Origin of the sequence: Aeromonas sp. 602658, from assembly GCF_049173005.1 — a bacterium.
GTDB lineage: Bacteria > Pseudomonadota > Gammaproteobacteria > Enterobacterales > Aeromonadaceae > Aeromonas > Aeromonas veronii_A.
In genome coordinates this window covers 19,118-32,486 of the sequence record NZ_JAAKRF010000014.1, presented here as the reverse complement: position 1 = coordinate 32,486, position 13,369 = coordinate 19,118, and the positions used below count along the sequence as shown (strand labels likewise).

11 protein-coding genes and 1 pseudogene are annotated in these 13,369 nt (G+C 57.6%); 7 read left to right on the top strand and 5 right to left on the bottom strand.

The window, feature by feature from the left end; all coding sequences use genetic code 11:
• Positions 1 to 309: 309 nt before the first annotated feature.
• From G5253_RS11900 to G5253_RS11890, 3 genes are all read left to right on the top strand, one after another.
• A complete protein-coding gene (locus G5253_RS11900) occupies positions 310 to 867 on the top strand; it encodes a hypothetical protein (RefSeq protein WP_106843351.1) in 558 nt (185 codons plus the stop codon).
• A gap of 219 nt (positions 868 to 1,086) precedes the next feature.
• Positions 1,087 to 1,473, top strand: coding sequence for an MAPEG family protein (locus tag G5253_RS11895; RefSeq protein ID WP_106843350.1), 387 nt, complete (start codon positions 1,087 to 1,089; stop codon positions 1,471 to 1,473).
• A gap of 116 nt (positions 1,474 to 1,589) precedes the next feature.
• Positions 1,590 to 2,240, top strand: a complete 651-nt coding sequence (locus G5253_RS11890) for a hypothetical protein (protein ID WP_266135033.1) — start codon at positions 1,590 to 1,592, stop codon at positions 2,238 to 2,240.
• 119 nt (positions 2,241 to 2,359) lie between these two features.
• Here the strand turns inward: G5253_RS11890 and G5253_RS11885 are convergent, their stop codons facing one another.
• A complete protein-coding gene (locus tag G5253_RS11885; RefSeq protein ID WP_266135034.1) occupies positions 2,360 to 3,760 on the bottom strand; it encodes a DEAD/DEAH box helicase in 1,401 nt (466 codons plus the stop codon).
• Positions 3,761 to 4,118: 358 nt separating this feature from the next.
• On the opposite strand from G5253_RS11885, the gene G5253_RS11880 reads away from it, so the two are divergent.
• Entirely contained in the window at positions 4,119 to 4,928 is an 810-nt protein-coding gene (locus G5253_RS11880; protein ID WP_266135035.1) for a substrate-binding periplasmic protein, read from the top strand.
• A gap of 125 nt (positions 4,929 to 5,053) precedes the next feature.
• Here the strand turns inward: G5253_RS11880 and aroC are convergent, their stop codons facing one another.
• Together aroC and prmB are read right to left on the bottom strand one after the other, a co-directional pair.
• Positions 5,054 to 6,142: a chorismate synthase gene (gene aroC / locus G5253_RS11875; RefSeq protein ID WP_201951171.1), complete on the bottom strand. Its 1,089-nt coding sequence runs from the start codon at positions 6,140 to 6,142 to the stop codon at positions 5,054 to 5,056.
• A 12-nt stretch (positions 6,143 to 6,154) separates the two neighbouring features.
• Positions 6,155 to 7,090, bottom strand: coding sequence for a 50S ribosomal protein L3 N(5)-glutamine methyltransferase (gene prmB, locus G5253_RS11870; protein ID WP_266135036.1), 936 nt, complete (start codon positions 7,088 to 7,090; stop codon positions 6,155 to 6,157).
• 82 nt (positions 7,091 to 7,172) lie between these two features.
• On the opposite strand from prmB, the gene smrB reads away from it, so the two are divergent.
• Both smrB and G5253_RS11860 read left to right on the top strand, forming a co-directional pair.
• Positions 7,173 to 7,697, top strand: coding sequence for an endonuclease SmrB (gene smrB / locus G5253_RS11865; RefSeq protein WP_005333198.1), 525 nt, complete (start codon positions 7,173 to 7,175; stop codon positions 7,695 to 7,697).
• Positions 7,698 to 7,754: 57 nt separating this feature from the next.
• Positions 7,755 to 9,051, top strand: a pseudogene (locus G5253_RS11860) (sensor domain-containing diguanylate cyclase).
• 530 nt (positions 9,052 to 9,581) lie between these two features.
• Here the strand turns inward: G5253_RS11860 and G5253_RS11855 are convergent.
• Both G5253_RS11855 and G5253_RS11850 read right to left on the bottom strand, forming a co-directional pair.
• Entirely contained in the window at positions 9,582 to 11,045 is a 1,464-nt protein-coding gene (locus tag G5253_RS11855; RefSeq protein ID WP_266135037.1) for a chitinase, read from the bottom strand.
• A 307-nt stretch (positions 11,046 to 11,352) separates the two neighbouring features.
• Positions 11,353 to 12,573 (bottom strand): methyltransferase, encoded by a 1,221-nt coding sequence (locus G5253_RS11850; RefSeq protein ID WP_266135038.1) that lies wholly within the window; start codon positions 12,571 to 12,573, stop codon positions 11,353 to 11,355.
• Positions 12,574 to 12,756: 183 nt separating this feature from the next.
• Between G5253_RS11850 and G5253_RS11845 the strand changes: the two genes are divergently transcribed.
• On the top strand, positions 12,757 to 13,335 hold the full coding sequence (locus G5253_RS11845) for a PhnA domain-containing protein (protein WP_042083002.1): 579 nt from the start codon (positions 12,757 to 12,759) through the stop codon (positions 13,333 to 13,335).
• The last annotated feature ends 34 nt before the right edge of the window (positions 13,336 to 13,369 follow it).

The window sequence follows — 13,369 nt, the reverse complement described above, 5'->3', positions numbered from 1 at the left end:
ATTTACCGAGTCTCAACATCATTATATTTTGACTGGGATTATATCAAACGCATATCAGCTTAGTGAGTGAAAAGTTATTTGTCATGCTGGTTTCGTTCAGTCTTTTGATAATAATCAGCTGTGGAGCGAATGAGAATATGCAAGCACATTAACACCAGCTCTTAACCCCTCCATCAGCCATGCCCCCCCCAAACCTTCAGCTATATACCGACCTTTTTACTACCCAACCCTGAATAATCAGTTCAAAAACCGTTCATGCCCCTTCGCTACACTGCCCGCTCGTTTATCGCGTTCAGGAGTTTGAAAACAATGATGTTGCACCTCAAGAAGAGCACCCTTGCCCTCATCCTGCTTGCCGCCAGCGGCGCACTTAGCGCCGCCGAAATCGCCAACAACAATATTACCGAGGCGGAGATCAAGGCCGCGCAGGATAGTTGGGGCACGGCGCTTATCAAGATCAGCGATGACTATCGCGCCGGTGGGATTGAGCGCGCCAAGGCGACTGCCGAGTCGGTGCTCGACAGCGCTTATGGCTACCAGCAGGGGCCGGTGCTGTTCAAACCCACTCTTGCCGGTGGCGAGCAGACCTTCCGCACCAACCGCGAGGGGGCGCTGGCCTACTTTGTCGGCAACAACAGCGCCTACCCCACCGACAAAGGGTTCGCCCTGAAAAACTGGCAGAGCTATCGCTATGACAATGCCGCCGTCTATATCAACGGCGACATGGCGCTGACCATGGGCAAGGTACATCTGGTAGATCGAGATAACAAGGAGACCACTGTCGACAAGACCTGGGGTTTCAAGAAGGGGGATGATGGCAAGGTGCGCATCGTGCTGCACCACTCCTCCCTCCCTTACGAGGGGTAATGACGGGGCGCAGCCCACCATCAACACGGTCAAAATACAGCCCTGCCACTTCGGCAGGGCTGTTTGTTTGCGCCTGCGCTTGGCAGATGGCGAGTGAGTGGATGACGGTCGTGCTAAGGCAGTTTGCTGCTACCCTCAAGGCAAGCCATTGAGATGCCGAGCAATATCGCGTCTCTGAACACCAGCCACTCGTTATCATCACACAAGGAGCCAGATACCATGACCATACTGCCTGTTTACGCGGCCCTGCTCGCCCTGTTGTTTGTGTTGCTGAGCATTCGTACCATTCGCACCCGCCATAGCCGCAAGGTGGCGCTGGGGCATGGGGATGACCCCGCCATGTTGCGCGCCATGCGGGTACACGCCAACTTTGCCGAGTATGTCCCCCTCGCCCTGCTGCTGATCTATTTCATCGAAGCCGGCAGCCATGCCCCCTGGCTGGTTCATTTGCTGGGGAGTGCCTTGCTGCTTGGCCGTCTCTGCCACGCCTTTGGCATGAGCCGCACGCCGGAGAACTTCCGTTATCGGGTGGTGGGAATGGGGCTGACCTTCACTGTGATCCTGGTGAGCACCGTCCATATCCTGATCACTGCCCTGCACCCCTGACCCGGCCGTCACGAATTGCTGGCGAAGCGGTCTGGCAGCCATCCCAATCGGCTATTCTTCACTGCACAGATAGTCGCAACAGTTCTGCTTAAACAAGCCCGATTCAGGAGTGCGATATGAAGTGGATTGGCTGGTTACTGCTTGTCGGGCTGACTCACGTTGCCCACGCAACCCCGCTAAAGCTGGCGGCAGCGGTCGAGCACACTGCGATATTGCGCCCTTTTATTCATGACTGGTTTGGCCGAGCCGGCATCGACTTTCAGTTGATCCCCTGCACCTATGCCCGCTGCGAAAAATTGATTGAGGCAGACCATGCCGTCGATGGCGATATGGCCCGGATCAAGGGCTTTGATCAGACCTATCCCCACTTGCTGCAGATCGGTGCCCCCATCTCGGAGACGGCGATTTATGGTCAGCCACGGGATAACCCGAGCTGGCCCCCTGCCGAGGGTACCGTGATTGGCTGCCTGCGTGGCATCCAGTGGTGCGAGCGCTTCCTCGGCAACTATCAGGTCATCTGGTTGAACGATGAGAAGCAAGGGCTTGCCCAACTGCATCGAGGCAAAGTGGACTGGCTCATCAAGATGCGCCCCGCCTCTCAACCTGCACTGGCGTTCCCCTGGCAGAAGATCACCAAAGAGCAGGTCTTTCTCTACCTCGATAAAAAGCACCGAGCGGAAATTGCAGCCCTGCTCAAGGTACAGCTGGCGTTTATCAATAACGGCCGCTGGCTGGCAATGCAAAAGCAGTACCTCTCCGCCATCTAGCGCTGTTCTCGCAGCACCACACAGTGCCGATTACATGGCTGAAAAAACAAAAAGCCCTGCCAGATTGGCAGGGCTTTTTCAGTCAACCGCACAGCTGGGGAGTCAAGCTCCCGAGCCGCTTACTGGTTGTGGGTAGAGCGACGTGGACGACGGGCCTGAGCCGGTTTGCCAGCGCCATCAGCCGGACGCTGACCACCTTGCGGCTTGGGCTTGCCACCGTTACCGGTACGTGTACCACCCGCATTGCCATTGGAGGCGGAACGACCGGCCCCCTGACGCTGACCTTGACCTTGCGGACGCGGTGCACGGCGCTGCTCGCTCGGATCCCGTGGCTCTTTGCGCAGCGGCGCGCCGATACCACGGGCGATGTTGTCGAGGGTCTCGCGGGAAGCTTCAAAACCGGCCACCTGCTCGCACGGAATGTTCTGCTTGGTCAGACGCTCGATCGCCTTGATAAGCTTCCCTTCATCTGCAGCCACCAGCGAGATGGCGTGACCGGCCGCGCCGGCACGACCGGTACGACCGATACGGTGCACGTAATCTTCCGCCACGTTCGGCAGCTCGAAGTTCACTACCTGCGGCAGCTTGTCGATATCGAGGCCACGGGCCGCGATGTCGGTCGCCACCATCACGCGCACACTGCCATCCTTGAAACCGGCCAGCGCGCGGGTACGGGCGCCCTGGCTCTTGTTGCCGTGAATGGCGGCAGCACTGATGCCGTCTTTTTCAAGCTTCTCGGCAACGCGGTTGGCGATGTGCTTGGTACGGGTAAAGACCAGCACCTGCTGCCAGTTGTTGCTGGAGATCAGGTGGCTCAGCAGGGCAATCTTGTTGGCCTTGTCGCACGGGTGCACCAGCTGCTCGATACGCTCGGCGGTACTGTTGCGCGGGGCAACTTCAATGACAGCCGGGTTGTCCAGCAGGCCAGTGGCCAGCTCGCGAATTTCATCGGCGAAGGTGGCGGAGAAGAGCAGGTTCTGGCGCTTCTTCGGCAGCAGGGTCAGGATGCGGCGGATGTCGCGGATAAAGCCCATGTCGAGCATGCGATCCGCTTCGTCCAGTACCAGGATCTCCACTTCGTCAAACTTGACGGCATTCTGGTTGTAGAGATCGATCAGACGGCCAGGACAGGCCACCAGCACGTCCAGACCACGGCGAGTCGCCATCATCTGCGGGTTGATGCTCACGCCACCGAATACCACGTGGCTGCGCAGGGGCAGATGCTTGCCATAGTTGCGCACGCTCTCGCCCACCTGGGCGGCCAGCTCGCGCGTCGGGGTCAGTACCAGCGCACGGACGCGGTTCGGAGAGACCTTGCGCTTGCTCTCCATCAGACGTTGCAGCATCGGCAGGGTAAAGCCTGCGGTCTTGCCGGTCCCTGTTTGGGCCGCCGCCATCAGATCGCGGCCAGCCAGAACGGCGGGGATCGCTTGTTGCTGAATGGGAGACGGGGTGTCGTAGCCTTGTTCGGCAACGGCACGCAACAAGGGTTCGGCCAGACCGAGGGAAGTAAAACTCATAGTTACCTGCTAGGGATAGGGGCGCCGACAATCCGGGATGGGGCTCCTCTGCTGAGCCGATGCCATCTCGCCAGACTCGGGCCTGTTGAGAACACAACGATTTCCCCGGGGAGCAGAGCAAAGGGGAAAGAATAGGGGCGCAGTCTAACGGAGTTGTGCCGGATAAACGAGAAAAATGTGATGCTCCTCCCAGCACGCACAGAAAAGCCCTCTGCTCTCCACCGAATAATCCCGTTGACCAGTGAAGCACGCACCACACTATTAACTGACAACTTATTACCTGTCCCGCCATCGTGATGCGCGGGTCGCAGGCGCACGGGATAGCAGAGAACAAAAAGCAGAATAACGAGGTTAAGCTATGAGCACGCAATATCGTCCCCACGGCAACTGGCAGGCCAAGCTCTGCCTGCTGCTGCTTTTGCTGACCCCTTCCCTGCAGGCCAGTCAGACCCTGACCGTGGCCTGGAGCCACTGGCCCCCCTTCAGTCAAATCAACAACAGGGGTGAGCTGGACGGGCTGGATGTCAGCCTGACTCGCCAGATCCTCACCCAGGCGGGCTTTGCCCCCAAATTTCGTGAGATCCCCTGGGCGCGGGCACTCCATCTGGTGGAGCACGATCAGCTGGATGTGGCGATGGCCGCCCTCCCCCTGCCGGAGCGGCAGAAGTATGCCCGCTTCTCTGCACCCTATCGCCAGAGCGCCTATGTGCTGTTGAGTAATAACCCGATTCCAGGCCATCAGGATCGCTGGGGAAAGCTCGATACCTTGTCCAAACTGTGCCACAACAAGGAGCTCAAAATTGGCAAACTGCGCGGTACTCGCCCCATTCATCAAATGGACGAGTGTCCTGCCCTCAAGGGGGCGACCGAGTACAATGCCGATGATCGACTAATCGAACTGCTGCTGGCCCGCCGTCTCGATGGCATCATTATGGAGTGGCAATATGCACGCTATCGGCTCTCCCAATTGGGCGCCGAGGGGTTTATCAGTTGTCAGCTGTTGCTGCACCATCAGCCGGTCAGCCTGATGTTTGCCAAAAACAGCATGAGCGAAGAGCAGCTCCTCAAGGTCAACGAGGCCATTCACGCTATGCCCAAACACCATGGGAAGTTCTCTCCCCCCAACTGCCGTCTCGATGCCGATCCGCAGGACGCTGATCACTCTTGATAACCGACGAGTGATAGAAGTACCGCAGAGCATAAGAACAAAGGCGACCCGAAGGTCGCCTTTGATTTGGTTGACGAACCAGCACCCTGAACAGGGTGCGATCAGTCGATGTGCAGCAAGAGCGATCAACGCAGCTGTGGGGTATGGGTCAACACCCCCTGATTCTGGGCACGATGGCGCAGCAGGTGATCCATCAACACCAGCGCCAGCATGGCTTCGGCGATGGGCACGGCGCGAATGCCGACACAGGGATCGTGACGCCCCTTGGTGATCATCTCGATTGCCTCACCTTCGGTATTGATGGTCTTGCCCGGCACAGTGATGCTGGAGGTCGGTTTGAGCGCCATGCTCACCACAATATCCTGACCCGACGAGATGCCGCCCAGAATGCCACCCGCATGGTTGCTGGCAAAGCCCGCCGGGGTCATCTCGTCGCGATGCTCGGAGCCTTTTTGCTCCACCACCGCAAAGCCATCACCGATCTCCACCCCTTTCACCGCATTGATGCCCATCATGGCATGGGCAATGTCGGCGTCGAGACGATCAAACACCGGCTCACCCAGGCCCACCGGCACATTGCGCGCAATGACCTGCACCTTGGCACCGATACTGTTGCCCTCTTTTTTCAGGTCGCGCATGTATTGATCGAGCGCTTCCAGCTTGCCCGCATCGGGGAAGAAGAAGGGATTCTGCTCAATCTGCGCCGCGTCAAACGCCTCAGCCTTGATGGGGCCGAGCTGGGAGAGAAAACCGGTGATCTCGATGCCATGTACCTGTTTCAGGTACTTCTTGGCAATCGCCCCCGCCGCCACTCGCATCGCGGTCTCGCGGGCAGATGAGCGACCACCGCCACGATAGTCCCGCTGACCATACTTCTGGTGGTAGGTGTAGTCAGCATGACCCGGCCGGAACAGATCCTTGATATCGGAGTAATCCTTGGAGCGCTGATCGGTATTCTCGATGAGCAGCCCGATGGAGGTGCCGGTGGTCTTGCCCTCGAACACCCCGGAGAGGATCTTCACCTCGTCCGGCTCGCGGCGCGGCGTGGTGTAGCGGGAAGTGCCGGGCTTGCGCCGATCCAGATCCCCCTGCAGATCCGCTTCGCTGATCTCCAGCCCAGGCGGGCAACCATCGACCACGGCGCCCAGCGCCAGGCCGTGGCTCTCGCCAAAGGTAGTGACCCGAAAGAGTTGACCAAAACTGTTCCCTGCCATGCGCGCTCCTGCTTAGTTCTTGTAGATGGCGAAATGATCCTGATACTGCACCAGCTCTTCACGGGTCATCACAAAGACGCCGTGACCGCCGTTTTCGAATTCAACCCAGGTAAAGGGGATCTCGGGGAACTGGGCTTCCAGATGGATCATGCTGTTGCCTACTTCAACCACCAGCACACCGTTATCCTTGAGGAAATCGGCGGCATGGGCCAGCAGACGCTTGGTCAACTTGAGACCATCGGAGCCGGACGCCAGCGCCAGCTCGGGCTCATGACGGAACTCTTCCGGCAGATCCGACATGTCTTCGGAGTCCACATAGGGCGGGTTGGAGACGATGAGATCGTATTTGTCGCCCGCCGGCAGATCGCGGAACAGATCGGAGCGGATCGGAATGACCTGCTGCTCCAGCCCGTGATCGTTGATGTTGCGCTCAGCCACGTTCAGCGCATCAACGCTGATATCAATGGCATCAACTTCCGCTTCCGGGAACTCGTGGGCCATGATGATGGCGATGCAACCTGAGCCGGTGCACAGGTCCATGATCCGGGTCGGTTCATGTTTGAGGAAGGGCGCGAAACGGTTGGCCACCATCTCCGCAATGGGGGAACGGGGGATGAGCACCCGCTCGTCCACGTAGAACTCCCAACCGGCATACCAGGCCTTGTTGGTCAGATAGGCGGCCGGTACCCGCTCCTGTACGCGGCGGATAATCAGTTCAGCGATACGGTGACGCTCGCTGCTGGTCAGACGGGAGTGGCGCATGGCCGGGTCTACATCCGGTGGCAGATGTAACGCGGGCAGTACCAGCTGCACAGCTTCATCCCAGGCGTTGTCGGTTCCATGACCGTAAAAAATCCCGGCGTCGTTGAAACGACTCATGGCCCAACGCAACATGTCCTGGATGGTGTGCATCTCGGCAACCACCTCATCGATAAATATCTTGTCCAAATCCACCTCCAAGTCGAGTAATATCCGGCCCGAGCCCCGTTTACGTTGCGGGCAAGACGCATACCTAATACATGAGCATCTGATGAAAAAAACGCCCTCACCGACAGACGAGGAAACCCTGCTGTTCCGCGATGCGATAAAAGGTACCCGGAAAATCAAGCAAGATACCATAAGGGCCGAGTTACGCCCGGTCAAGCAGAAACGCGAATTGCGCGAAACCCGCGAAAAGCTTGGGGTTGACCACTATTTCAGCGATGAGTATCAGCCCCATCTCGACGACGATGGGCCGACCCGTTACGTGCGGGAAGATGTGTCAAAATTTGAGCTGAAAAAGCTCAAGCGGGGCATTTATCCGCCGGAGATCTACCTGGATCTGCACGGCATGAACCAGCAGCAGGCAAAACAGGAGCTGGCCGCCCTGCTCACCCTCTGCCAGAAAGAGAACATTCACGTCGCCTCGGTGATGCATGGCATCGGCAAACATATTCTCAAGCAGCGCATTCCCAGCTGGCTGGCCCAGCACCCCAATGTTCGCGCCTTCCATCAGGCCCCCCGCGAATGGGGTGGCGACAGCGCCATTCTGGTGTTGCTGGATATCGAAGAGTAGTTAGCCAAACGACCACACTATACTGAATATCAATATGTTATTCGCCGTGGAGGTCGCATGTTTACACAGGGTTCCCATGCCGACATAAAGTCATCTCTCGACGCCATCGGCGCTGCCGTGGCGGTGTTCAGCCTCGACAAGGATGATCACTTTGTGCTGGTCTCTGCCAACGATACTTTTGCCAAGGCGTTCGAGCTGGATGTCCTTGGCAGCATTGGCAAACAGCTGAGCGAGATGTTTCCCCGCTACATCACCAATACCATCGAGCCGCCAATGCACGAATGTGTGCGCATGCAGACCGGGCTCGAGAGCGAGCTGCCCATCGACAGCCTCTCGCGCACCAGTTGGTGGCGCTTTATTCTCTCCCCCATCATCCCCGAGCAGGCACGGATCAACCGGATCATCGTGACCGCCATCGACATCACCGCCAGGATGCAGCTGGAAGAGGCGCTCACCACCAGTCGCCGTCGCTTCGAAGCGGTGGTCAACTCCGCCTATGACGGCATCATCAGTGTCAGCAGCGAGTCACGCATCGAGCTTATCAATACCGCCGCTTGCGAGATGTTCGGCATCGACGAAAGCTATCTCGGCAAGCGGCTGGAAACCCTGCTTCCCCAGCGTTTTCGCGCCAATCACGAAACCTATTTCAAAGCCTTCAGCAGCTCCCCCATCAATTCGCGCCCGATGCATGCCCGCGCCTCGGTGATGGGTCTGCGCCGCGACGGCAGCGAATTTCCGCTGGAGGTGACCATCGCCAAGATCAATCTGGGCCCGACCACCGAGATGACCGCCATCTTGCGGGATATCTCGGAGCGAGCCCGACTGGTGGAGGAGTTGAAGGTCGCTGCCACCACGGATCCCCTGACCGGCATTGCCAACCGGCGCCGCTTCAACGAGCTGGTCAACGCCGAGATGCAACGCTGTCAGCGTTTTGGCCATACCATGAGCCTGCTGCTGATCAATATCGACCACTTCAAGGAAGTCAACGATACCTTTGGCCATCAGCAGGGGGATTTGGCGATCCTGAGTCTGGTGAAACGCATCAGAAAACAGCTGCGGGAGGTGGACATGCTGGGTCGCTGGGGTGGCGAGGAGTTTATCGTGCTGCTGCCGGAAACCTCCCTCGAGCTCGCCTGGGCAAGCGCCGAGCGGATCAGGCTAGCCATCGAATCCCAGCACCATGCACTGGACGGAGCTCTTGAGATCTCCCTTCACCATCAGTATCGGGATCAGCGCCAGCAAGGGCAGCCATGACACTGTAGAGAAGATGGTTAGACGAGCCGACACCGCCCTCTATCTGGCCAAGAAGCAGGGGCGCAACTGCTGCCGCAAAGAGGAGCAGGAGCCGACTTAAGGACGCACGCCCCTGCCCTCTGGTGACACTGCTAACGCCCCGCAATGACAACCCCCCTTCATCTTGCCCCCTCGTTGCAATTTTGCACAAGCCAAAGAGATTACCAATATAAACCGGCCGTTTACATCTATTTTCTCAAGGAAATAAGCGACAATGTACCGAGATAAAGCTGAATGATATAGCAAGACCTCACCATTTCAGGTGATAAATGACAGTTTACCAATAGAGAAGATACTACTCATATTCGCAATGAGAGGTTTCATTTTATGGTGGAAAATTAATTCGCAAGTAGCGCACCACGCTCATCAGAAGACGCTAGTTTATGGGGGCTAACGAACCTGAATATAAATTTTATTCTCAACTTTGATTCAACACTATTTCATTTCAATTTTCAGATAAAAACCAACCTTATCAGTTAGAACATAAACACCATTGAAAATACAAGATAATATTCAGTGATGCACTGTTGATAATTAATGAGGAGAAGGAGTTATCCCCCCTCTCCTCTTTGGGAGTTAAATTACGCCATCTTATTTGGCAGGAACTACAACCCAGGGGCCACCTTTGGCGGGATCATCCCCTTGCGTCCACCATTTGGCCTGATAGACGGTGCCCTTGTAGCTCACCTTGTTGCCCGCGGTGTAGACCTTGGTCGCTTCCCAGGCCGGGTTGCCACCGATGGGGGGTTCGCTCGGATCGACCGGCGGTGGAGTCAGTTTGTCCACGACCCGCACTTTCGGCCAGTTGGCGTGGGAGCCGTAGAAGTTGGTCACGCACTTCTCGTAATCACCCGGCACCAGCGCAGAATAAGCGGTCTGAAAGCCCACCAGCTCGCACTCGAAGGAGTAACCGCCCGGGCGACCCGGATAGTATTTCCAGTTGCCATCCCAGTTGGTGTAGAGCACGTCGGTAGCGCCGCTAAGATTGAGGCTGCCATAGGGAGTCTGCTGCCAGCAGGTGTTCTTCTCATCCGCCTTGATCGGGATTTGGTAGTGGTTGACCAGCCCTTCCCAGTAGCGGATGCGATTGACCGGCTGCCCCTTGTCCTTGTTCTGCTCGCCACACTCGATGCCGCCGTTGATGACGTTGATGGTGGTACCGAAGCCATAGCCGATACCGGCGTCAGCTTCCCGTTTGGAAGGTACCCAAGTGCGATCAATCACGTGCAACATGGCCGGTTTCGGGGCCTGCGGGGTGAGGAAGAACCAGATGGCAGAAGCGAGGTTGAGCCAGGAGTCCGCCACCAGCCCCGGGTTGTTGAGCAGCACGGAGGCATCGCCATCGAACATCGCCTCGGAGAAGGCACCATAGTTGAAGTGGTAAGAAAGCTGCTTGGCGCCGCGGCCGAAGTACCCCTGACCCGTGCTGCAGGGCCACTTCTTGTTCTGCCAGTCGTTCTGGCCGCAGCCTGTGGTGTAGCCGGTCTGTCCCTCTGACCAGCCCATCTCCCGCACATGCACCAGCGCCTGCTGCCACTCCTCCAACCCCAGCGGGTTATCGGAGACGTTCTCCTTGGCAATATGGCCACCGGTCTCCTGAGAGAAGTGGGCAAAGGCGGTCACGATGGATTTTTTACAGATCGCATCAGAATCACGCCCATCAGTATATTCGCCACAGAACGCAGGGAATTTACCGATGGCTCGCAAGAATCGGACATAAGTATATTCTGGCGCTGCCATCTGGGTTAAATATTCCCATTCAGATTGGGGAAATACCCGTTCGACCCGTTTTACGTTGTCAGGATTGCTTGCCAGACCCGGTTCAATGGCATCAACGATTTTATTGGACCGGGTGGCCAATGCCTTGGCCCATATTGCATACATGGGATTAGCCGTCTTGGCTTTTTCCACGGCGGCCAGATCCGGGGCCGCAATCACATATCCTCCCGCATTTTGCGGATCGGGTTGAATATTCATGGTTGCGCTCATTACGGCATAGCTTGGCAACGCGCAGGCAGCAGCAATTAGCCAGGCACAACGCTTGGGTTTGAACATGTTTATCGTCCTTGTTTGAATTAATGCATTCCAAGAGTAGGTGTTTCAACGACTAAATTCACGATGAGAATTAAGAAATAAGCAGAATTTGTGAGCCATTTCACCTTGTGATATTCAGTGCAGCTGAAACAAAGAAAAAGAACCCAAACGAAAACGCCAGAGCGTGGTATTTCGCCCGTTTTTAGAACAGTTGAGACGGCCAGGTGGCCTGCCATACGGTCATTGTTCGTGATGAAAAAAATGGCTGACAGGCTCAACCTGTCAGCCATCATCAATGTTCAAGATAAATGCTCAAAATAGCCGGATGTCAGACACGCACGGCACGGATCAGGATATTGCGCGGGGTCATGGGTTTGGCACAGAACTCACCCACTTCGACCCGATAGCCCTGCTCTTGCAAAAAGAGCGCGCGATCTAGCGCCAGCCAGATCTCGAGGGGACGGCGAAACAAATGACGCACCAGCTCCATGCGAGCGACATCGCCAAAGCGGCGCTCCCCGTGTTCCAACCAGGCGGGATAGTCGAGCCCGGCGGGTAGCACTATCCCTTTGCGCTCGGAAGCCCAAACGCAGAATGCCTCGAAGGTGCCAGTCAGCAGGCTCTTTTGCATATTGGGCACCGGCAGATACTCATCCACCCCGCGCACCTGACGCTGCAGGCAGTCAAACCCGAGCCGCCACACCACTTCCTGCTCGCGCAGGCGGGCGATCCGCGCACCGCCAGTCACCGTCTCCTGTAGCGGCAACTTGAGATCCGCTTTGCTCAACACCAGCTTGCTGGCGCTGGCCGCGGCCGACAGCGGGCGATAGTGGCTGCTGCGGATCAGGTGGTAACAACAGGGAGAGATAGTCACGCCGCTGGCACTGCGCTCGGCCACCCGCTCCAGCAGATGGGTGTGAAGCTCGCCGCAGGCATGCAGTGCCATAGCGTGATGTTCGGGGGCGATCAGCACCGCCGACTCGGGGGCAAAAGCATCGGCGCAGGTAAAGGTCATATTGGCGCCATCCCGCTCGGCCAGCAGCCGACCTTCGTCACAAAGCTGCTCTTGCAACTCCAGACTGAGGATCGGAGCCTGTCGATGAAGTGACACCAGCCGCCCAAGATGCCCCTTGCCGGCACACCACTCCAGATAGGGGCCCTGATGGGCCGGCAAACAGGCGGTGAACGACTCGATCTGGGCCTGCTTGCGCCCCGGCATATGCAGAGCCATCTCCTTGCTGCAGGTGATGGGATCCGGGGTAAACGGGACAAGCTGGCTGAGTTGCTGCAGCTCGGCTCCCTCGGCAATCCAGGGGGCAAGCAGCGTGCTGAGTGCATCCATATCCGCATCGAGCTCTGCCAACTGGCCGAGCGTCAGCCCATTGAGCAACGCCGCCAGTTCGGGCGCCTCATCGGCAAAGGCTATGGTCAAATGATGATATGGCTGATATTGCCACCAGCGTCGGTAGCGGGTGAGCAGTCGATCCAGTTGTTGAAAACGTTGAGCCAGCACGAATGCCCCTGCCTTGCAGTCAAAAAGGAGGCTCATTCTAGCGATCCCGCTTCAAATTGCACTCTCAATACCAAACGATCAGCGCCGCGCAACAGCACAGCCGACCTTGTGAGCCAGGGCAGACCTGACAAAGTGCGGGGTTTTATGCTATATTCCGCCCCCTCTTTCACGCGCCCCGCCCAACGCGGGTCGCTTTACACTAGCTATGGGACCTACAACATGACCATCAACGCCATTCTGCAAGCGCGCGCGGGCGCCAAGTGTGAACTGTGCAGCGCCGAGCAGGCGCTGACCGCCTTCGTGGTGCCTCACTCCCCCGCCAGCGACGATGATCACAGCGTTGCTATCTGTGACACCTGCCGTGGTCAGCTGGAACAACCGGATACTCTGGTGGTCAACCACTGGCGTTGCCTGAGTGACAGCATGTGGAGCCAGGTGCCTGCGGTGCAGGTGATGGCATGGCGCCAGCTCAAAGCTCTCTCCGGCAAGGGTGAGGTGTGGGCTCAGGATCTGCTGGACATGATGTACATGGAAGACGAAGCCAAGACCTGGGCTGAAGCTGGTATTGCTGACGAAGATGACGACAGCGTACCGACCGTTGACTCCAACGGCGCCGTGCTGCAAGAGGGCGACTCCGTCACCCTGATCAAGGATCTGGACGTGAAAGGCGCCGGTTTCACCGCCAAGCGCGGCACCCTGGTCAAGGGCATCCGTCTGACCAACAACCCGCTCCATATCGAAGGCAAGGTCAACGGCGTGCAGATCGTACTGGTTGCTGCCTACCTGAAAAAGGCCTAAGCCAAGGGCGATTGCTCTGCTATCTGCGGCCAGA

What these genes read in the sequence shown, in the direction of transcription:
- G5253_RS11900 (WP_106843351.1), top strand. Translation starts at nt 310, where the DNA reads ATGATGTTGCACCTCAAGAAGAGCACCCTTGCCCTCATCCTGCTTGCC.
- G5253_RS11880 (WP_266135035.1), top strand. Translation starts at nt 4,119, where the DNA reads ATGAGCACGCAATATCGTCCCCACGGCAACTGGCAGGCCAAGCTCTGC.
- G5253_RS11885 (WP_266135034.1), bottom strand. Translation starts at nt 3,760, where the DNA reads ATGAGTTTTACTTCCCTCGGTCTGGCCGAACCCTTGTTGCGTGCCGTT.
- G5253_RS11845 (WP_042083002.1), top strand. Translation starts at nt 12,757, where the DNA reads ATGACCATCAACGCCATTCTGCAAGCGCGCGCGGGCGCCAAGTGTGAA.
- smrB (WP_005333198.1), top strand. Translation starts at nt 7,173, where the DNA reads ATGAAAAAAACGCCCTCACCGACAGACGAGGAAACCCTGCTGTTCCGC.
- aroC (WP_201951171.1), bottom strand. Translation starts at nt 6,142, where the DNA reads ATGGCAGGGAACAGTTTTGGTCAACTCTTTCGGGTCACTACCTTTGGC.
- G5253_RS11855 (WP_266135037.1), bottom strand. Translation starts at nt 11,045, where the DNA reads ATGTTCAAACCCAAGCGTTGTGCCTGGCTAATTGCTGCTGCCTGCGCG.
- G5253_RS11890 (WP_266135033.1), top strand. Translation starts at nt 1,590, where the DNA reads ATGAAGTGGATTGGCTGGTTACTGCTTGTCGGGCTGACTCACGTTGCC.
- G5253_RS11895 (WP_106843350.1), top strand. Translation starts at nt 1,087, where the DNA reads ATGACCATACTGCCTGTTTACGCGGCCCTGCTCGCCCTGTTGTTTGTG.
- G5253_RS11850 (WP_266135038.1), bottom strand. Translation starts at nt 12,573, where the DNA reads ATGAGCCTCCTTTTTGACTGCAAGGCAGGGGCATTCGTGCTGGCTCAA.